The organism is Rothia sp. P5764 (assembly GCF_048512965.1).
Lineage (GTDB): Bacteria > Actinomycetota > Actinomycetes > Actinomycetales > Micrococcaceae > Rothia.
The window spans coordinates 36352-56100 of record NZ_JBLXXQ010000003.1 but is presented as its reverse complement, the minus strand read 5'-3'; the positions used below and the strand labels follow the sequence as shown (position 1 = coordinate 56100).

Sequence of the window (19749 nt, the reverse complement as noted above, 5' to 3'; positions counted from 1 at the left end):
GTTATTGACACAATAGAAACTAGAGCGTAGCAAGCCTGCTCTCGCTTACCCCTCCACCGAAAGGTAGATACTCCATGGCCAAGCAAACCATTTTTAGCCGTATCGCCCAGCTCACCAAAGCAAACATCAACTCCCTCATTGATGCGGCTGAAGATCCCCAGAAGATGCTGGACCAGATGGTTCGTGACTACAGCAACAATATCGCTGAAGCCGAGCAGGCTGTCGCTCAGACCATCGGCAACCTGCGCCTGCTGGAAGAGGACCACGCCGAAGACCTCCGTGAAGCAGCCGAATGGGGCTCAAAGGCTCTGGCCGCTTCCAACAAGGCCGATGAGTTCCGCGCCGCAGGCGACACCGTTAACGCCGATAAGTTCGATAATCTGGCCAAGATGGCTCTGGGCCGCCAGCTCCAGGCAGAGAACACGGCCTCTTCTATCAAGCCGCAGATTGACTCTCAGACCCAGGTCGTGGAGCAGCTCAAGACCGGTCTGACCCAGATGAAGGAAAAGCTTAGCGAGATCACCCGTAAGCGTGATGAGCTCGCTGCCCGTCAGAAGTCTGCAGCCGCTCAAACCCAGGTCAATGACGCGCTCAAGTCTTTCAGCGTCATGGATCCTACCAGCGAGATTTCCCGCTTTGAAGAGAAAGTTCGCCGCGAAGAAGCTCGTGTACGCGGTGAGCAGGAACTGGCGGCTTCCTCACTTGATGCCCAGTTCAATGACCTTGAAGATTTGGGTAAGCAGACCGAACTAGAGGCTCGTCTGGCTGCCCTCAAGGCAGGCAAGTAGGCCTAAACAATAACAAGCTGTGAAGAGGGGCCCGGTGGGTTCGCGTGTGTGCGAGCCGCCGGGCCCCTCGGTGTTCGGGGCGGGTCAGGTACTGGGTTGCTCCTCCCCCGCTGGTTCTAGGGTGCAGATTCGATCTGGCCGGTAATCCGGTGGTAGAGCATATCGAGCGCTACCATGTTCACGCCCTCTGGAATGATCATGTCCACATGCTTCTTGGACGGCTCCACGTAGAGCTCATGCATAGGCTTGACCGTGGTGAGGTACTGGCTCTCGACCGATTCGATGGTGCGGCCACGCTCGATGACATCTCGGCGAAGCCTGCGCAGAATGCGAACATCGGCATCGGTGTCCACAAAAATCTTGATATCGCACAGTTCCCTGATTTCGGGCTCCACAAAAATCAGGATCCCTTCGAGAATAAGGATAGGCTGGGGAGCCACTTCCATGGTCTCATCGGAGCGGTTGTGGGTAGCAAAGTCATAGACCGGCGTCTCAATCCTCTGACCGGTCAGCAGTGTTTTGAGGTGCTGCACCAGCAGGTCGTTATCGAAAGCCTCCGGTGCATCGTAGTTCAGCAGGCATCGTTCATCGTAGGTGAGGTGGTCATTCCTCTTGTAGTAGTTATCGTGGTAGATTACCCCTACTTGGCCGTCAAAACGCTCTAGTAAGGAGTTGGTGAGGGTTGTTTTACCCGAACCGGTGCCACCAGCAATACCGATAATCAGTGGTTTCATGAATCTGCCCAGCCCTAGAAGTGAGAGGTTGCCATCGCCTTCTATTGTGGCATGGTTCCGCCTCTATCTACACACCGTACAGTCAAGCGCTTGATCATATTTTTACGCGACCTTTCATCAGGCCAAGAAGAGACATTTGCCGCTGGTTTAGCTGAATCTGACCAAGAATTCTGAATATATATCTCCTTGTCAGTAGCCACCCCCACCCTAAAACATATGGCACCCACCCCGGCTACCTACCCCACAAAATAACCCAGGACCTAGACCAAACTCTCGCTTTTGGGGACAAAAAATAAGAAAAACCCACCTTTTAGGGGACATAATGTGTGTATAGTGTCTAGAGGACTAACAACACGTACACCTCAGACAAGGAAGCCCGCTATGCATTTTGAAAGTTGGGTTACCGACAGGTACTCAAACGTCTCGCTCAGCTCCGCTGTCAAGCGTCATTCATCTCACGGTGGGCTCAAGAAATTCCACAAGGCCCTCCACATGGCGGACAGTATGGTTCGCGGTGAGACTGTTGTGGACTTTGTTGTCGGCAAATACAGTGGCTTGGGCGATACGCTGATGGTGATTACCAACGAACGTGTACTTCTGCTCCGCAACACTTTCCAGACCGGGCAGAGCCTTTCGTTTGATCTTCAAACGCTGGATCAGGCCAAGCTCAGCTATTTCCCGTTGCTAGGTCATACTCTCACCCTTAATGGTCACCGGCTCAGCCGTATCCCAGCACCCTTTGTCGCTGTTCTGCGCAACCTGCTGACTGCAAAGCTCTCAGAACACTGGGCAGTAGCTGCCTAACCAGGCTTCCCCACAGCAATTTTCAAACCGGCCCCGCCCTTTACCTGCGGGGCCGGTTGTGTGCCTACCGCATGTTTAGGTGATTTTGGCAGGGACTAACTCACCCCAGTGAGTTGTCCCGCGCGGTGAGAGCATGTCGCGCTTCATTTCCCAGCCTGCGGGTGCGGAAAATCCAGCTAGGCCCAGACCCACGGCAGCCTGGCCGCACCGCTCTCGTATGCGATTCATTAAGCCGGCGATATCCTGGGCCTCATGCTGATAGGCCAGCCCTTCAAGCGGCAGGTTAAGGCTCGCTGGCACGAGGTCACTGAGTACAATTCCCGCCCGGACATAGGAGGCATACCCTGTATCTACCTGTTCCAACAGGCGGAGGGCGGCGCGGGTAAGAACCAGCGGGTCAGCGGTTTTTCCCGGGAGCTTGACCTGCACTGAGGGGTAGTGAGCCTGACCCACCCTAAAGGGGCTTGTACCGCAGTAGGCCGTGAGTAGGCCTGCTAACTGGCTGTGGCCAACCAGGCGTTCAGCACCCCGCTGAGCGTAAATACTGAGTACCTGGTGCATCTGGTCACGGGTTGTTATGGGGGTGGAAAAGGAACGCGAATAAATCAGTTGCTCTTTGAAGGCTCGTTCCGGCTCAAGCTCGATAGCCTTGACCCCATTCAGTTCCAGGACCGTACGCATGAGCACCACACTAAACCGTTTGCGGATGAGTTCTGGGGGCGACTGTGCAAGATCTGCGATGGAAGCAACCCCCATCTTCTCGAGCCGCACCGTTGTGCGCCTACCCACCCCCCATACTTCGGAGACCGGCAGAGCAGCCAGAAGGGCCTGCCTGCGCGCAGCAGGCAGCAGACCCCAGACGCACACACCGTTGAGGGCAGGCACCTTTTTAGCGGTCTTATTGGCCAGCTTAGCCAGCGTTTTGGAGGGGGCTACCCCAACACACACGGGGACGCCCACCCGGCGGGTTAAATCCGCTTTGATAGCGTGTGCCAGATGGTGCGCCTGGTCTTGGGTCACGGGCGCGGTCAGGAAGGCCTCGTCAATGGAGTACTGCTCAAAGTCGGCTGCGTGCTCTTGGAGGACGGACATAACCCGTTGGGAGATATCGCCATAAAGCTCATAGTTTGAGGAGCGCACAGCGACCCCTTGGCTTTCTGCGCGTTCTTGCACCTGATACCAGGGAGTTCCCATAAGATAGCCCAGCGCCTTGGCCTCAGCCGAAAGAGAGATGACACAGCCGTCATTGTTGGAGAGCACCAGTACCGGCCGCCCCACCAAGGAAGGGTCGAGCAGGCGTTCGCAGGAGACGTAGCAGGTATTGATATCTATATGAAAGATCAGGTTAGACATGGTGCAGGCAGCGGGTCACAACCCCAAAAATCAGGAAGTCAGATTCTTGCGGGATAGGGATGGGTGGGTAGGCGGGGTTCTCGGGCAGCAACCAGCCGCGACCTGCCCGGTCGGTGTGGAAACGTTTGATGGTGAACTCACCATCGATAGCGGCTACGACGATGGAGCCTTCTGCCGGTTCGAGGGAGCGATCCACGATAATTTCGTCACCGTCTGCGATCCCCGCATCGACCATAGAGGAGCCGGTGACGCGCAAAATATAGGTGGCCGCGCGGTCCCTAATTAGGATGTCGTTGAGGTCGATGCTGGTGGCCCGGTAGTCCTGGGCGGGTGAGGGAAAGCCGGCTGGCACAGCGACATCGGGGCTGGGAACCAGCAGGGGGCTACTCGCGTAAAGCCGAGCAAGGAGGGTAACTTTCATACCCCTAGAATAGTACATATATTCTATATTTGTAGAATATATGTACTAATTATTGAGGTTGGGCTGGGTTGTTCAGGGAGCATTAAATAAGCCCTACAGGAACAGATCATTCCTGGAAGGTGGGTCGAGAGAGCATAACCAAACGGAGAGACAGCTAGAGAGAATATTCCAAGATTTACCTACCCTGTGTCATGCTGGGTGTGCGCTTACCTTTAGTCCGCCCCCAGCGCCCCCGGAGACACATCATGGCATCACTTGATCAAGTTACTTTCGACTACTCAATGAGAGCAAAAGAGTATGCTAAAGCCCTTGGAGACATGAGGGCTACCCAGGAGCCAGACAGGGACCTCATCACGGAATGGTGTGGATCTTTCTCAGGGAAAATTCTTGATTTAGGGTGCGACCCAGGACATTGGACGCACTATATTGCAGCTCAGGGTAAAACTGTACTAGGGGTAGACCCTACTCCCCTGTTTATAGAACTCGCTTCGGCAAAATATCCTCACGATAATTTTGAAGTAGGAACCATTGCCGACACTTGTTCAGGGGACTACCAGGGAATTCTCGCTTGGTACTCGTTGATTCATTGTTCCCCTGATGACCTCAAGAAGGAACTCAAGCTGATTCACTGGGCCCTCCCCAAGAAGGGTAGCTTACTCATTGGCTATTTCCGAGGAGAAGCCTTGGAGCCATTCGATCACGCAGTAACTCAAGCCTGGTACTGGCCGGATAGCTTCATCACCAACCTACTGACAGAAACCGAGTTCAGCACCCTCAAACAAGAGCACCGGGTAGACCCAGGCACAAGGGCGCACGGGGCAGTTATTGCAACTAAAGAATAACTGCATAGGGAGGGTGTTCATAACCCAAAAGGCCCTCTCCCGCTGGATTCCTGCGATAAAGGACAAAAAGAAAAGCGCCTCACTTCCGTGAGACGCTTTTCGTCTTGGTTGCGGGGACAGGATTTGAACCTGTGACCTCCGGGTTATGAGCCCGGCGAGCTACCGAACTGCTCCACCCCGCGGCGACTCATATAACTATACGCACCCCTACTCCTCAGTGCAAGTTGAAAAGACTATTTGTGAGTGAGAGTACATTTGTAGTTCCGCAAAAACTTAACTCACCTGCCCCTGGCTCTCTGATCTGCCCAGTCATACTGCTGGGCAACCAGCCCCCAGAAACCTAGCCAGCACAAAAGGCGCGGTGCCCTCCCCCGCAGGGGAGAGTACCGCGCCCTCAGGTGAAGCCAGGCTAGCTAGCCCAAGAAACCGGGCAGCTAGAGCGAGCTAGTTACCAGCTGATGTTGAGGGGCTAGCCGAAGGACTAGCGCCAGAAACCTGACCTTCGATACCCTCAGCCTCAATCGCGCGCTGGAGGGCATCGTTCAAACGTTTCTGAGCTTCACCGTAGGCAGTCCAGTCACCGGCCTTCATAGCGGCATCCGAATCCTGCATAGCCTTACGGGCATCCTGTAGCGCGCCCTGCAGGGTGCCACTGTCACCACTTGCGGTGCCGCCGGTGGCCTGAGTGGCCTCGGACTCATCGACACCGGCGTCGGCGGCTGTCTGAGCACCTGAGGAGCCACTAAAGAGCTCGTTCAGGGCCTCCTCCAGGGTGGGGGCAAAGCCAACCTGCTCACCAAAGCCCACCAGCACGCGGCGTAGCGACGGATAGGCCGCATCACCGGAGGACTGAACATAGACCGGCTGGACATAGAGAATACCGCCGCCCACGGGCAGGGTCAGCAGGTTGCCGTTGATAACGTCCGAAGCGCCCTGGCGGAGCAGGTTCAGCTCGGTCGAAACCGCAGTATCAGAGTTAAAGACGTTCTGCGCCTGGCCGGGGCCAGGAACCACCGATGAACGCGGCAGTTCCAGCAGGGTCAGTTTGCCGTAGCCTGCGGCCTTCTCGCCGTCCTTACCGGTCCCCGCGTCACCGTTAGCAGAGAGGAAGCCGTACATGACGTTACGGGTGTTGCTATCCGACTGCTGAGGGATAAAGGAGGTGGTCAGCGAGAACTTAGCGGAATCCTCGCCGGGCATCTGCAGGGACAGGTAATAGGGCGGGAGCGGCTTACCGCTATTGTTGGTGGGGTCGTTCGGGATTGACCACATATCATCCCGCGCGTACAGGCTTGAGGCATCGGTCACATGGTAGGCGTTGAGCACCTCACGCTGAACCTTGAAGAGGTCCTGCGGGTAGCGCACATGCCCAATCAGTGATGCGCTCATCTCGCTGTAGGGGCGCACCGTCCCGGGGTAGACCTTCTGCCAGGTCTTCAGAACCGGGTCCTGGTCATCCCAGGCGTAAAGGGTCACCGAACCGTCGTAGGCATTCACAGTAGCCTTGACGGAGTTACGAATGTAGTTGACCTGCTTGTTGGGCAGAGCCTGCGCGACACCGGTAGCTGTCTCTGAGTCAGCGGTAGCGCTCTCAAGGCTAGCTGCCTGCGAGTAGGGGTACTGATTACTGGTGGTATAGGCATCCACGACCCACTGGACCTGACCATCGATAATCGCCGGGTAGGGGTTCCCATCCACCGTCAGGTAGGGGGCGACCTTCTTAACCCGGGCTGACGGGTCACGGTCGTAGAGGATCTGGGACTCAGAACGTACCGCATCTGAAAGCAGAATGTCAGAAGACTGGAACTTAATAGCGTAGGACAGACGGTTAAAAGCGTTACCGATATTGGGGCCGCCCTTGCCAGTAAAGGTGTACTTGGCGTCATTCCCGCTGGCGTCGTCGGTGGTCTGTGGGCGGTCCAGTTCCAGTGGCTCGTCCTCAGCGCTACCTCCCACAATAGAGTATTCCGGGGAGCTCTGACCAAAGTAAATGCGCGGCTCATAGTCCTCGCTAATAGCACCGGTCGCGCGGATACCGGACTGAATAAACTTGGGCTTACCGTCAGCCTCAACCTGGTTGCCGTAGGCGGCAATCACACCGTAGCCGTGCGTGTAGACAACGTGCTGGTTCACCCAGGATGAGTTGGCGTTCTGCGCTGGGTTCAGCTCACGGGCCGCAATCACGGTATCGGTTTCTACCCCGTTAATGGAGTAGCGGTCCACCGAAAGATTCTTGCCGAACTGGTAGTAGGGGCGGAACTGCTGAAGCTGGGCGAAGGCACCCGAGACCACGTTGGGGTCAAGCAGGCGAATGTTAGAAATCGTTTCGCTCTCCCCCCGCAGGGCACCTGCGGCAGTGGAGGTCGTAGCATCGTAGTTCTTGACCTCGATAGCGTCAAGGCCATAGGCGGCGCGAGTGGCATCAATATTGCGCTGAATGTAAGGGGCCTCAGTCGCCTGCTCGTTGGGCACAACCTGGAAACGCTGAATAACCCAAGGGTAAATACTGCCTGCCACCAGAGAGGTCACAACCAGCACCACGGTGCCAATAAGGGGCAGGCGGAAATTGCCCTTAAGAATTGCCACGGCAAAGAGCGCAGCCACCAGAAGTGAGGCAACAGCCAAAATGGCGTTAACCGGGATGATTGCGTTCACGTCGGTGTACATGGCACCGGCCCACGAACCGCTCTGATCCTGGGTAGCGTTATAGCGGGCCAGCCACAGGCTCGCCGCCCGCACCAGAATGAAGACGGCACCCAGCAGAGCCAGATGACGGCGGAAGAAGACTGTGGTGGTGATGCCCTTTTCACCCACGATGATTCCACCGTAGAAGTAATGCACCACCAGGCCAGCCATGGCCGAGAACAGGATAAAGGTGCTCAACAGACCGGTCCCAAAATTAAGGAAAGGCAGAGTAAAAAGGAAGAACCCCAGATCAAGACCGAACTCGGGGTCGGTCTGGCCGAAGCTCTCACCGTTCATAAACAGGAGCACAGACTCCCACTGGCTGGTAGCACCCGCGCCCACAAAGGCACCCAGCACCAGGGGAACCACCAGGAGCATGAGCTTACGCATCTTATCGATGCTCTTACGGTAGCGCTCCATGTTCTGGTTGAACACTTCCTGGATATCTGCGTAAGGATCAGGAACAGGGTCACCGTTAGCGTCAATGCGCGGAGCCGATGCCCGCCGGGGGGCGGGGGTCTGCGGTACACCGTGTTTGTAGGCGTAGCGCATACTAGCCCAGATAGCCAGACCGGCAAGTAAGGTTGAGCCTAGGAAGACAGCACCCTTAGTCAGGTTCTGGGTAATGAACACCTGCAGGTAGCCCAACTGGTCATACCAGAGGACGTCGGTGTAAATCTGGGTGGCCCCAACAAAAGCAATGACGAGAACCGCCACGATTGCAACGGTCATGCCCAGGGGCTTGTTCTTACCTTGGGGCCTGCGTGATGGAGAACGGGGAGGGGTGTTTCCGGTACTCACGGATGTCCTTTAGTTGTCTTGTGTGTCTGCCGCGCGAACGGCTCGGTCCCACAGCGCCACAATCAATACGGGGACGCTGTGTAATAAGAAACCATTTTGCCAAAGAACAGGGTGACTTACGAGAGCTGGCTTACCTTTTCAGCTCTCAGCACCGACTTTAGGGGCAGTGCAGGTCGGGAAGCTAGCGGGGTCTTGGCCCTGACCAATACGCGTCACCGCCTCGACCGCTTCATCCAGAGTCTCCACCTTAACCACCGACAGGCGGCTGGGGACCTTGCCCACCACCTCATCGCAGTTACTGGCGGGGGCCAGGAAGACGGTGGCACCGGCATCGGCGGCACCCTTCATCTTCTGCTCAATGCCGCCGATAGGGCCTACCGTGCCGTCAGATTCAATGGTGCCGGTGCCAGCAAAGTGCTCGCCACCGGTCATATCGCCCTCGGTCAACTCGTCAATAATACCTAGCGCGAACATCATGCCCGCCGAGGGCCCGCCCACTTCTTCTAGTCCGTACTTGACGGTCAGCGGGAAATTAAAAGTGCGGGAAAGATAGAGGCCAAGAACATAGCGACCGCTCTTATCGTTATATACGGGGGTGACCGTTACCTGCTGGGTCTGAGCATCACGCTTCAGGGTTACGGTGACAGGTTGGCCGCCGGAGGCATTAACCCGGTCAGTCAAGTCGGAATATTTGGTGAGGGGTTCATCGTTGATGTCCGTGATGATATCGCCCTCCTGAACCAGGCCTTCACTCGGGCCACCCTCCACCGCGCCAGAAACATTCAGTGTCTCGGTGTAGTCGATACCCAGCTGAGTCAGAGCCGCTGCCTGAGCAACCTCCTGGGAGTTGGTCATATCGGCGCTATTGCGAGCGCTGACCTCTTCACTGGTGACGGTGGGGTCATAGACCAGGTCGCTGGGGAGCACCGTGGTTGATTCCTCCAGCCAGGTCGACAAGGCACCCAGGGAACCGAGGGTTGAGTTGGGTCCACCGGCTACTTGCACGGTGGTCATGTCCAGGTAGCCGGTTACAGGGTAGGTCTCTGCGCCCTCAATCTCAATCAGCGGCTTCTTATTGAATTCGCCGATGGTGTTGAAGGTAGGCCCCGGGGACTCCGTGACAAAGTTCACGGGGATAACTAAAGATAGTAGGGAGAGGCCCGTAAGGCCTGTTGCGCTCACCGTGTATAGATTTATGCGGGGCTTGCGCGCAAGGCGGCCCATCTGTTCCCTCGATAAAAAACCCATAGGAACAAGATTACAAGTAAAAAATTCGCTTCGTCCCTCAACCCAGCAAACTCCCACTTGGCTGTGGGCTAAAAGCCACTTTTTGCGGCAGGTAGACCAGTAGGCTAGAGGGAAAGCGGGGCGGCGCTCCTGTTGCCCCACCGCGTGTTCTGGAAATGAGGCAAGCAGTGTCGAATCACCCCTTTGATTCTTCAGGTCATGACCCCCTAGAAGAGTTCCTGAAAAAACTCCGTGAGCAGGGTTTTGACCCCAATGCCATGAACGGTGCCCAGGCTTTTGATGCCGATGCCCTGCGCAAGATGGGTCTTCCCCTTGACCCCGCCATGTTCTCGGGTATTTTTGCCCAGGTGAATTCTATGATGAACGCTCAGAGCAGTGATGAGCCGGTCAACTGGGATCTTGCCCAGCAGAACGCCCGCCAGGTACTGGCCCTGGGCAAGGACCCTTCGATAACTTCTAGCCAGACCGGTGCGGTACGAGATGCCGCAGCTCTGGCTGACTTGTGGCTTGACCCTGTCACCATTTTTGAGCGTCCGGCCTTTAGCGTCGAAGCCTGGTCTAAGGCTGAATGGGTGGAGAACTCGTTTGCTACTTGGAAAGAAATTGCTGGCCCGGTAGCTACTGAGGTCACTTCGGCTATGAACGCTTCGATACAGCAGCAGCTGCCCGAAGAACTTTCCGGCATGCTCGGTGGCGGCAATATTTTTGCGGGCCTGGGCGGCATGATGTTCGGTATGCAAATGGGGCAGGCTATCGGCAAGCTTGCTGAAGAGATTGTCTCGTCCACCGACATCGGGATCCCCCTGGCTCAAGGGCGTTCTGCTCTGCTCCCCGGCGGTGTTGCCGCTTTTAGTGAGGGCCTTGAAATCCCGGCCCAGGAGGTTATCCTCTACCTGGCAGTGCGTGAGGCCACTCTGATTCGCCTGCACAAGGCTAACCCCTGGTTACGCGAGGACATCATCGGCCTGATTCAGCGCTTCTCACGCGGTATTCGCGTTGATATTGAGCGTATGCAGGCATCAGCCCAAGAGATTGATTTTGATCCAGCTAACCCCGAGGCCATGATGGAGGTCTTTGCCGGGGACATGTTCGCTCCCCAGCACACCGAGGACCAGCAGCTGGCCCTGGACCGTTTGGAAACCCTGCTTGCTCTCATTGAGGGCTGGGTATCTCTCATTACCGAGCAGGCCACCAAGAATCTGCCGATGGCGCCCCAGCTTTCTGAGTCTATGGCCCGCCGTCGTGCAACCGGTGGCCCAGCCGAACACGCTTTCGCCCAGCTCGTCGGCCTGGAGCTGCGCCCCCGCAAGATGCGCGAAGCCCTGGCTTTCTGGCGGCATTACGAAGAGCAGCATGGCTTTGAAGCCCGTGATCAGCTCTGGCAGGGCCCTGAGACTCTGCCCACCAGTGAAGACCTCGATGATCCCGAAGGCTTTGCCTCCCGCCGTGCTCTGCTGACAGCTAGCCAAGATGAGTTCGATGCGGCTCTCGAAAAGCTCCTGGCCGGTGGCTACGACCAGCCCGATGAAGAACCCGGTGAAAGCTCAGAAGGTGGTGGCTCCCCCAAGGCTTAGGCCCTCAACCTTGGGGTTTATTTGATCCGAGGTAGGTAAGGCAGGCTCATAGCGAATTTGCTGGCCGGGGCTGGCCTACCTTATGAATAATCCTCCTTATTTATTCCTCTGATGGGGGTGGGGTGCCAGGCACGCGCTGACCGAAGGTCACTCCTTCCAGAAAGGCACGCGCCTTCTCCTGTTCCGGGTAGAGGGCTTCTAGTTCCCTAAATTGCGGGCTGTGGTTGGGTTCTAGAAAGTGGCAAAGCTCGTGAAAAATCACGGAATCAAGCACGTAGCCAGGAGCACCTTGCAAGGTGTGGGAGATGCGGATAGTGCGCTCAGCCGGTGTTGCTGACCCCCAGCGGTGCTGCTGGTTGGTGACCCAGCGGATAGATGAGGCAGACGGTGCCTGCGGGAGGTAGGCCCGGCGAAGTTTCTCAGCTCTTTGAGCCAAAAGCTCATCGGAAATAGCTCTGCGGTGGCTCTGTTTCTTTCGAGCCACGCGGCGCTGTATTTTGGGGAGCAGGTTCTCTATGTAAATCTCAAGGTCCTCTGGTGTGCTGGATGCAGGAACCATCAGGCGAATCCGCCCGCCCTCAAGTGGCTGAGCCTGGACGGTGCGCCTGCGGCGGGTGGAGCGCACCACCTCAATCTCCGGGCGGTGCGCGGTGGCCGGCAGTACCTCTCGGATGCTAGCCATTTAAACTCCCTGAGGGGCGATGTCGTCCAAGAATCGTGAGCGCTTACGCCCAGCCCTACCGCCGGGGGTACGCGAGCGCGACCAGGTGAGGGTTAGGTAGGAGCGGGCGCGGGTGATGCCCACATAGAGTAGGCGGCGTTCTTCGTCCACTTCGTCACTGCTCTGGGCAAAGGAGATAGGCATGAGACCCTCATTGAGGCCACAGAGGAAAACAGCCTCCCATTCCAAGCCCTTGGCTGAGTGCAGAGAGGCCAGGGTGACACCGTTGAGGGAGGGCGCGTCGCGGTGCTGGGAGCGTTGAATGAGGACAGCTACTAGCTCGTAGAGGGTGAGCTCCGGGGGCAGTTCGCCTGCACCGTTGACTTGGGCCTGTTCACGCGCCAAGGTGCGCTCAGCAACCAGCCGGTCGGCCAGGGAAACCAGTGTTTCCAAGGACTCCCAGCGGGCGCGTTCCTGGCCTGAGCGCTGGGGCGCTTTGGGTGACCAGCCTAAGTTTTTGAGGTTATCGCGTACCAGCTGGGGTATAGAGTCGGTCTCTTCTGCGCCCTTGGCGGCGCCCTGAAGCATGCTGATAGCGGCGCGCACCTCAGCCCGGTCAAAGAACTGTTCAGCACCGCGCAACTGGTAGTTGATGCCAAGGTCGTTAAGGGCCTGTTCCAGGGCGGCTGACTGGGAGTTGGTGCGGTAGAGCACAGCAATGTCAGCGGCGGGAATGCCGTCCTTTTCTATCAGGTCTTTAATGTCTTCGGCTATACCGATCGCTTCTTGCTCATCGTCAGCGTACTCGAACCACTGGGGCGCCGGCCCTTCCGCACGCTGGGAAATAAGTTGAAGGGGGGGCGCCCAGGAGTAGCGGGTGGAGTCAGGGCGCTGTTTGCGGGCGGCCAGCAGGCGGTTGGCTAGGCTGACCACCTGCGGGCTGGAACGGTAGTCGCGCACCAGTTTGACCACGGTGGCCTGCTCAAAACGGCTGCGGAATTCCAGCAGGTGGCGGCTGGTTGCACCAGCAAAGGAGTAGATGGTCTGGGAGGCATCGCCCACCACGCACAGGTCGTCGCGGGCACCCAGCCAGGCATCCAGAAGCCGCTGTTGGAGGGGCGAGACGTCCTGGTATTCATCAACCACAAAGTGCCGGTACTGCTGGTGAATCTGGGCGGCGATTTCGGGGTTCTCTTCGATAATTGCCACGGTCAGCAGAAGGATATCTTCAAAGTCGATGACGTTGCGTTCGTCTTTGAGTTCCTCGTAGGTGCGCAGCAGGCGGACCATGTCGATAGGGCTGATATCGGCGGGTAGTTCCCGGTGGGCCAGATGGGGCATGAGGGTCTCTGCGGTCAGCATGGAGACTTTGGCCCACTCAATTTCACTGGCAAGGTCGCGGACGATAGCGCGGTCAGTTGCCAGGCCCAGCCTGCGGGCCGACTCAATAATGTACTGGGCCTTGTTTTTGATGATTTCGGGCAGGCTCCCCCCAATGGCCTGGGGCCAGAAGTAGCGGAGCTGGCTTAGGGCGGCAGAGTGGAAGGTACGGGCCACCACTCCGGTAGCACCGAGCTGGCGCAGGCGCACCTTCATCTCTTCGGCGGCCCGGTTAGTAAAGGTTAGGGCCAGTACCGCGCGTGGGTTGTAGCGACCAATAGCGATGCCGTAGGCAATGCGGTGGGTAATAGCCCGGGTCTTACCAGTGCCAGCACCGGCCATAACGCACATGGGGCCAGACAACTCGGTCGCCACCCGGCGCTGTTCGGGGTCAAGGCCCTCCAGAATACTGTCAGCGGCGGGGGCGGTCAGGCTAATGGGGTGTGCCCGTAGTTTGTCCTGGTTCATGGTGCTACTCCCCTTGCCCTCGCTGTGTATCATTGGGCCCCGAGCAGGGCCGGTTATCTAGTCTACCGCTCTCCTTTAACCGGGAGCGGAGCGCCCAGCCAGTATTCTATGAGGTGGCGGGAGATTGAACCGGTGCCCGGGAGCTGAACCTCGCCCGAGCTATAGGCCCGGACCAGCTCCTGGCGGGTAAACCAGCGGATTCTTTCGATTTCCAGACCGTCGGGTTTGACTGCCTGCGGGTTAGAAATCTCAGCCATAAAACCGCACATGAGCGAGCGCGGAAAAGGCCAGGGCTGTGACCCCAGGTAGCGCATGGCGCTTACCTGACCGCCGCACTCTTCGTAGACTTCCCGCAGGACCGCGCTTTCGAGGGCTTCCCCGCCCTCCACAAACCCAGCGAAGGTTGAGTAGCGCCCCGGCCCCCAGGCGCGGGCCTGGCCCAGCAGAATTTTCTCTGCTCCCTCCCAGCGAGCGGTCACTGCGCTAATCACCGCCGGATCGGTGCGGGGGAAAATCTCGCGGCCCGATTCACTGACCCGCACCCAGCCGGCCCGGGTAGCGAATGTAGCCTGCCCGGTAGCCGGGTCAAAACCTGCCCAAGCGTGCCAGGCGGTCAAGGAGGCAGCCGAAGCTAGCACCCGACCCCAGGCATAGGCCAGGCTCGACCCGCCGTAACCGTAAGCCGCATAGTCACGGATGCCCACCCAGCGACCACCGGCACGGGCCGCAAGCACCTGGGCGATGCCTGCTTCTTGGTTCTCAAAGCCCTGGGCCACTATCGGGCCAAGGCACAAGAAATCTTCAAACCGATCAGTCAGCGCAAGAACGGGGGCCTGCCCTAGCTGGGGTTGACCCGGCCCCTGTGATGCGCTCGTGTTCTGCGCGCGGGAGCATAGACTGCCGGCGTAGAGCAGACTAACCTGCCGGTGCCTATCCACTGCCGTGTAATCCAGCAGGGCAGCAGTATTCAGCTCAAAAATCTCTGCTAGATTCAGGGGCACCGGACGTTCACCCTCCCCCACCAAAACGCGACCAGAATCCACGGCAACCAGGTAGGGCCGTTGCGCCCAGGGGTAAAGCTCCCGCCAGCAGGTAGGTAAAGCCGGGTCAAGCTCACCGGCCAGTGCCCGCCCCAAACCTGCGAAAAAGCCCTCGACCTCCCGCGCCCCTGCACAGGCAGACACCCCATCAGCCACCAGCGGTAGCGGCCCCAAAGGCCTCAGCACACCGGGAGCAAGGCCCCTACCCGCCCCATCGGCTAAGAGATTGGTCAAATTCTCAGCGTTCATCTCCAATTCATCCCGTCTTCTCTTGTACCCTTGGAAGTGTGACTTCAACTCCCCTTCAACTTGCCGCCATCGTATCAGCAGGCGTACCCGGGCTCTACCCCGTAGCCGCACTGCCCTCAGCCGACGATGCCCTCGACTTCGACTCAGCTATCATCATCGACTCAGCCGACAAACGCTGGCGCGTGCGTGCACCCAAACACCCCGAAGCCAGCGTGCGCCTTGAAGCCGAACACGTTATCCTCCAGTCTTTCTCGCCCGGTATCCGCGCCCGTCTGCCCTTTTTGGTACCCACCATCGTAGGAACCGTACCGCTCGATGGCCGCCAAGCCTTCATCTACACCCATATCCCGGGTAAGCACTGCGACATCGACGAGCTAGCCGATATCTCCTACTCCACCCGCGAGGGCAAAACCAACATTGCCGATGAGATCGCCCACTACATCGCCACCATTCACGTCTTCCCCACCACCATCGTTGAAGAAGCCGACCTGCCGGTCTACACCGGCGAACAGATCCGGGAACGCCGCCTAGCCGAGCTTGACCGCGCCGTAGCTACCGGCAAAGTCCCCTCAGGTCTGCTCACCCGCTGGGAACAGCAACTCAATAACTCCGCCATGTGGCAATTCCGCCCCCGCGTGATTCACGGCGACCTCAACGAAGACAACCTAGTACTCGACCAGAAAAAGGTCGTCGAAATTACCGGCTGGTCCGAGGTCTGTGTAGGCGACCCTGCCCAAGACTTTGCCTGGCTCTACGCCTGCGAAGACCCCCTCTTTAGGGAGCGGATCTTTGAAACCTACCGCAAAGAAATGCCCCAGGAGCCCGACCGCAACCTAGAAGCCCGCGCCAGCCTCTACGCAGAGTTCGGCCTGGCTCAGTGGCTTATTCGGGGCACCGAGCTTGAAGACCGCGTCATGATCTCTGAGGCGGTCTCCATGCTCAATCACCTTGAAGCCGAACTGCTTGCTGTCAAGGCGCTTGCCCCGGACCTGGACGAGGAAAAACCCCAGCCCCTGGACTAGCTCTAGCCTTCCCGCCCCAGCTTCTCGGCCCGGGCTAGGGCCTTCTCCAGCTCTTGCAGACTACTAAAACGGGTAATTTCTTTAGTTTGGCCCGTTGAGGCATAGAAGAAGTAGGCCCGGACCTGCTCCGGTGCAATCCCCTGCAGGCGAGCAAAACCCAGCCGGTAAAGCGAAAGCTGAACCGACCGCTTTTTAAGTTCCTTCTCCGTACGCGGGGGCCGACCGGTCTTCCAGTCCACCAGTTCCCAGACAGTCTGCCCCTGCTCATCGACGGTGGTAAAGACCGCGTCAATACGGCCACGCACCGTCACAGCACCCAGTGGAGTTTCTAGGGGATACTCCAGCGCCCAAGGGGTTCGGTCCGCCCACTCACTGCCCAAGAAGTTCTCTTGAAGCTGGGGCAGGTTCAGCTCTTGGTCAGCGGCATCATCGTCAAAATCTTCATCCACATCCAGCATGCCGGTCTGCCCAAAATGCTCCTCCACCCAGCTATGGAAGAGGGTACCCTGGCGGGCGGCAATACCCGGCCTCTGCGGCATGGGCCTGCGAATCTGGGCCAGCACCTGCTCGGGTGAAGCCACCAGGTTCACCAGCAGGGAGGCAGAAAGATGCCCCGGTAGTTCAAAGTCACTCTCGGCAGGTGGTGCAGCAAGCAGAGCCAGCAGAAGCTCGGTTTCCTCCTGCCAGTCCTCGAGGGTTTTAAGGGTCTGCGCTCTCTGCTCCGCACTCAGCTCAGCAAGGGCCTGCTCGGGACTGGGCCCCTCCTGCGGGTCAAGACCGCCACGCAGCACGTTCCGGGCCGCCCGCTCCACCACCTGCCGGGGGGTTAGCCCCGTAGCAGACCCGACTGCTACCGGCTCCACCTGCAGGGGAGCATCGGTGGCGGATTCAAGTTCTTCCAGGCTCTGCCAGGTGTGCACCTGCGGCCCGTCAAAGGGGTCAAAAGGCCAGGCGGCGGTGGTGATGCTAGCCGACTGCGGGTTGGCAACACCCACCTGGTCCTCATCCACCCTGGCGGTTACCTCCACCAGCGGGGTGGGGGCCTGGATAAGTTCTTCCACAAACTCCGAGAATGCACGGGGCTTAGTTGCGGTACCCTTCCAGGCCGAACTGGTCAGGGTAAGCAGGGAACGCGCACGGGTAAAACCCACATAGGCTAAACGGCGCTCTTCACCGATGCGGTGCTCCACAGCCTGCTCCGAGAGCAGGGCGGTAAACTCGCCCAGGTCACGCAGGTTTTCAAAGTCCTCGCGCCAACCGGGCAGATAGTTTGCGTCCCCGCGCAGGGGCCAGGGCAGGGTACTACTCTTCTTAGTCCACCGCTCATCCTTAGCATCGGGGAACTCTCCGACCGCCAAACCGGGCACATAGACATGATCCCATTCCAGGCCCTTAGAAGCGTGGACGGTCAGAAGCTGGACGGCATCGTGCCGGGGAGCCTCAGCGGCCATATCCAGCCCGGACTCTTCCTGAGCAGCGGCATCCAACCAAGCCAAAAAACCGCTGATGCCTGAGGCTGACGAAGCGCTAGAACTCAGCGAGAAGCGCACGGTGTTTTCGCCCTCCTCCGCCTCCAGACCCTTAGCTGCGGCCAGAAGCAGGGCGTTCACGCGGGGGGCGCTGGCCTCATAGGAGGCCGCGACCTCCTGGAAAGCGTCCAGGTGGCGGCGGGCAAGGGCCGAACGGGTGCCGGGGCGGGCGGCCAACTCAATATCAAGCAGCAGGGTGCGCTCAATTTCAGTCAGCAGGGTGCCCAGGTCATCGGCAGTGAACTGGCGCAGGTGCTCTAACTCCTGGGCAAGCAGGTGCAGGCGGTGCAGGCCCTCATCGGTGATACTCCGCCCGGTGCGCGGTGATACCCACCCCGGCTCGGGCAGATTCTCCAGGGCCTCAACCAGGGAGGAGCCATCGGTGACATCGGGGGCCGCCGCCTGCAGGAGCCTGCGGTAGGCCTCTTCCGGTGCTAGTTCTTCCTCCTTCCCCTGGGTAGCAGGGCTTGGGGCCCTATCCAGGCCGTCCAGGATTTCCTGTTCAGCCCGCACCTGGGCATACTCAGCGGCCATACCGTAGCGGATTTCCAGCTCACGCTGGCGTTTGAGAACCCCCGACCACTCAGCAAAAGCCAGCAGGTCAGAAACACCCAGTCGCCAGCGGGCACCGGCCAGTAGGCGCATGAGCGCATCCGACCGTCCCGGGTCACTGAGCACGCGCAGGACGGCTACCGTATCGACGATCTCGGGGGTATCGAGCAGACCGCCCAGGCCCACCACCTGGTAGGGAAGGCCCAGCTCGTCCAGGGCCTCACGGATAGGCTCCATCATGGCCCGCTTCTTGCAGAGCACCGCCATGGTGGGCATCTGGCTCAGCGGTTCATGGGCCCAGCGAGCACGTTCTGAGGCGATCTGCTGAGCCAGGGCACGAGCCTCGTGCTGGTCGGTCAGATAGTTGCCCACCAGCACACGGCCAGCGTCGGCCTGCTCACGGGGCTTTAGAGCGGGCACCTCGATGCGGTGGGCCGAACGTACCCACTCCGGCTGAGAACTCAGCGGGGCGGCGCTGTAGTTGGCTACATCCAAAATCGCCCGGTCGTTACGCCAAGCCACCGTCAGGTAGCTGGCGCTGCAGTCCTGGGCAGGGAAATAATCGTAGAAGCTAAAGAGCTGACCGTCCGATGCCCCACGGAAACCATAAATAGACTGTTTGGGGTCGCCCACCGCCATGACCGGGTGGGCCTCACGCCCCTTAGAAGCACTAAAAAGGTCAGAGAACAACTGCATCTGAGCGTGGGAGGTGTCCTGGAACTCATCAAGCAGAACCACCCGGTAGCGCTCGCGCTCAGTCTCAGCGGCCAGGGGAACCTCGCGGGCAATCCTGGCGGCGTAGGCAATGAGATCACCGTAGTCCATGACCTGCATACCTGCCTTGATGGCAGAGTAGCGTTTGACCAGGTCTGCGTAGAATATTCGCAGGTCAAGGTTCTGGACGATTTCTCTCTGCTCACCGGTAGCCCCTTTGACTGTGGGCTTGCCCAGGGGCGCAATGGAGGCCCGAGTCTTCAGGCACCACTCAATGACTTGGTCGGGGCTGACCAGGTGCTCGGCGCACTCGCCCGAAAGCTCAATGACAGCCTTCACCATAGTGGATTTAGCCACCTCTTTTTCGGGGAGCTTACCGTCATAGTGCTCCACAATTTGAGCCACTAGCTGCCAGGTCTGCGCCCCGCCGAGCATCTGGGCATCGTCCTCAATGCCCAGGCGCAAACCGTACTGGGAAACCAGCGTATTGGCGTAGGAATGGTAGGTGGAAATGGTGGGGTCGGAGGTCATGTTCTCGCCCCGCTCCCCCGGCACCTGGCGAACCAGCCCCTGTCTGCGCAGTTCTTCAAGGCGGGAGCGCATACGCTCGCGTAGCTCGCCGGCAGCCTTGCGGGTAAAGGTCACGCCCAGCACCTGGTCAGCCCGCACCAGGCCGTTGGCTACCAACCAGACCACGCGGTCTACCATGGTGGCCGTTTTGCCGGACCCGGCACCGGCCACCACTAGGCGGGGCACCAGCGGAGAAGAAATGATAGCGGATTGTTCAGGTGTGGGTTCTGGCCGCCCCAGGGCTTGGGCTATCTGCTCAGGGGTCAGGAAGGGCTGGGCAGCGGTGGGGTCGTAGCTGGTCATGATTCTCCTGA

The 19749-nt window shown here is 58.8% G+C and carries 14 protein-coding genes and 1 tRNA gene; 5 read left to right on the top strand and 10 right to left on the bottom strand.

Annotated elements, in window-relative coordinates; genetic code table 11:
- Positions 1-74 precede the first annotated feature (74 nt).
- Entirely contained in the window at positions 75-788 is a 714-nt protein-coding gene (locus tag ACN08Y_RS05670; protein WP_419104612.1) for a PspA/IM30 family protein, read from the top strand.
- A 116-nt stretch (positions 789-904) separates the two neighbouring features.
- Here ACN08Y_RS05670 and udk read toward each other — a convergent pair whose 3' ends face one another.
- Positions 905-1522, bottom strand: a complete 618-nt coding sequence (gene udk, locus ACN08Y_RS05665; protein ID WP_419100558.1) for a uridine kinase — start codon at positions 1520-1522, stop codon at positions 905-907.
- A gap of 381 nt (positions 1523-1903) precedes the next feature.
- On the opposite strand from udk, the gene ACN08Y_RS05660 reads away from it, so the two are divergent.
- The gene (locus ACN08Y_RS05660; protein ID WP_419104613.1) at positions 1904-2326 is read left to right on the top strand and encodes a hypothetical protein; all 423 of its coding nucleotides are present in this window, start codon (positions 1904-1906) and stop codon (positions 2324-2326) included.
- Between the two features lie 75 nt (positions 2327-2401).
- Here ACN08Y_RS05660 and ACN08Y_RS05655 read toward each other — a convergent pair whose 3' ends face one another.
- Positions 2402-3679 carry a Y-family DNA polymerase gene (locus ACN08Y_RS05655; RefSeq protein ID WP_419112084.1) on the bottom strand — a complete coding sequence of 426 codons (1278 nt, stop codon included), beginning with the start codon at positions 3677-3679 and terminating at the stop codon, positions 2402-2404.
- Positions 3672-4100, bottom strand: a complete 429-nt coding sequence (locus ACN08Y_RS05650; RefSeq protein ID WP_419112083.1) for a LexA family protein — start codon at positions 4098-4100, stop codon at positions 3672-3674. Before ACN08Y_RS05650 ends, ACN08Y_RS05655 begins: the two co-directional genes overlap by 8 nt.
- A 245-nt stretch (positions 4101-4345) precedes the next feature.
- On the opposite strand from ACN08Y_RS05650, the gene ACN08Y_RS05645 reads away from it, so the two are divergent.
- Positions 4346-4942: a class I SAM-dependent methyltransferase gene (locus ACN08Y_RS05645; protein WP_419112082.1), complete on the top strand. Its 597-nt coding sequence runs from the start codon at positions 4346-4348 to the stop codon at positions 4940-4942.
- Between the two features lie 105 nt (positions 4943-5047).
- Here the strand turns inward: ACN08Y_RS05645 and ACN08Y_RS05640 are convergent.
- The 3 genes from ACN08Y_RS05640 to ACN08Y_RS05630 all read right to left on the bottom strand — a co-directional run bounded on the left by ACN08Y_RS05640 (position 5048) and on the right by ACN08Y_RS05630 (position 9652).
- A tRNA-Met gene (locus ACN08Y_RS05640) sits at positions 5048-5124 on the bottom strand.
- A gap of 262 nt (positions 5125-5386) precedes the next feature.
- On the bottom strand, positions 5387-8428 hold the full coding sequence (locus ACN08Y_RS05635; RefSeq protein ID WP_419112081.1) for a UPF0182 family protein: 3042 nt from the start codon (positions 8426-8428) through the stop codon (positions 5387-5389).
- A gap of 138 nt (positions 8429-8566) precedes the next feature.
- A complete protein-coding gene (locus tag ACN08Y_RS05630; RefSeq protein WP_419112080.1) occupies positions 8567-9652 on the bottom strand; it encodes a PDZ domain-containing protein in 1086 nt (361 codons plus the stop codon).
- 191 nt (positions 9653-9843) lie between these two features.
- Here ACN08Y_RS05630 and ACN08Y_RS05625 point away from each other — a divergent pair, with 191 nt between their 5' ends.
- Positions 9844-11250 (top strand): zinc-dependent metalloprotease, encoded by a 1407-nt coding sequence (locus ACN08Y_RS05625; RefSeq protein ID WP_419112079.1) that lies wholly within the window; start codon positions 9844-9846, stop codon positions 11248-11250.
- Positions 11251-11350: 100 nt separating this feature from the next.
- Here ACN08Y_RS05625 and ACN08Y_RS05620 read toward each other — a convergent pair whose 3' ends face one another.
- The 3 genes from ACN08Y_RS05620 to nudC all read right to left on the bottom strand — a co-directional run bounded on the left by ACN08Y_RS05620 (position 11351) and on the right by nudC (position 15048).
- Positions 11351-11932 carry a M48 family metallopeptidase gene (locus tag ACN08Y_RS05620; RefSeq protein ID WP_419112078.1) on the bottom strand — a complete coding sequence of 194 codons (582 nt, stop codon included), beginning with the start codon at positions 11930-11932 and terminating at the stop codon, positions 11351-11353.
- Positions 11933-13759 (bottom strand): ATP-dependent helicase, encoded by a 1827-nt coding sequence (locus tag ACN08Y_RS05615; RefSeq protein WP_419112077.1) that lies wholly within the window; start codon positions 13757-13759, stop codon positions 11933-11935.
- Positions 13760-13821: 62 nt separating this feature from the next.
- Complete coding sequence (gene nudC / locus ACN08Y_RS05610) at positions 13822-15048, bottom strand: NAD(+) diphosphatase (protein WP_419112076.1); 1227 nt, start codon at positions 15046-15048, stop codon at positions 13822-13824.
- A gap of 38 nt (positions 15049-15086) precedes the next feature.
- On the opposite strand from nudC, the gene ACN08Y_RS05605 reads away from it, so the two are divergent.
- Complete coding sequence (locus ACN08Y_RS05605) at positions 15087-16070, top strand: phosphotransferase (protein WP_419112075.1); 984 nt, start codon at positions 15087-15089, stop codon at positions 16068-16070.
- A gap of 2 nt (positions 16071-16072) precedes the next feature.
- Here ACN08Y_RS05605 and ACN08Y_RS05600 read toward each other — a convergent pair whose 3' ends face one another.
- Positions 16073-19738 (bottom strand): UvrD-helicase domain-containing protein, encoded by a 3666-nt coding sequence (locus ACN08Y_RS05600; RefSeq protein ID WP_419112074.1) that lies wholly within the window; start codon positions 19736-19738, stop codon positions 16073-16075.
- Positions 19739-19749: the final 11 nt, after the last annotated feature.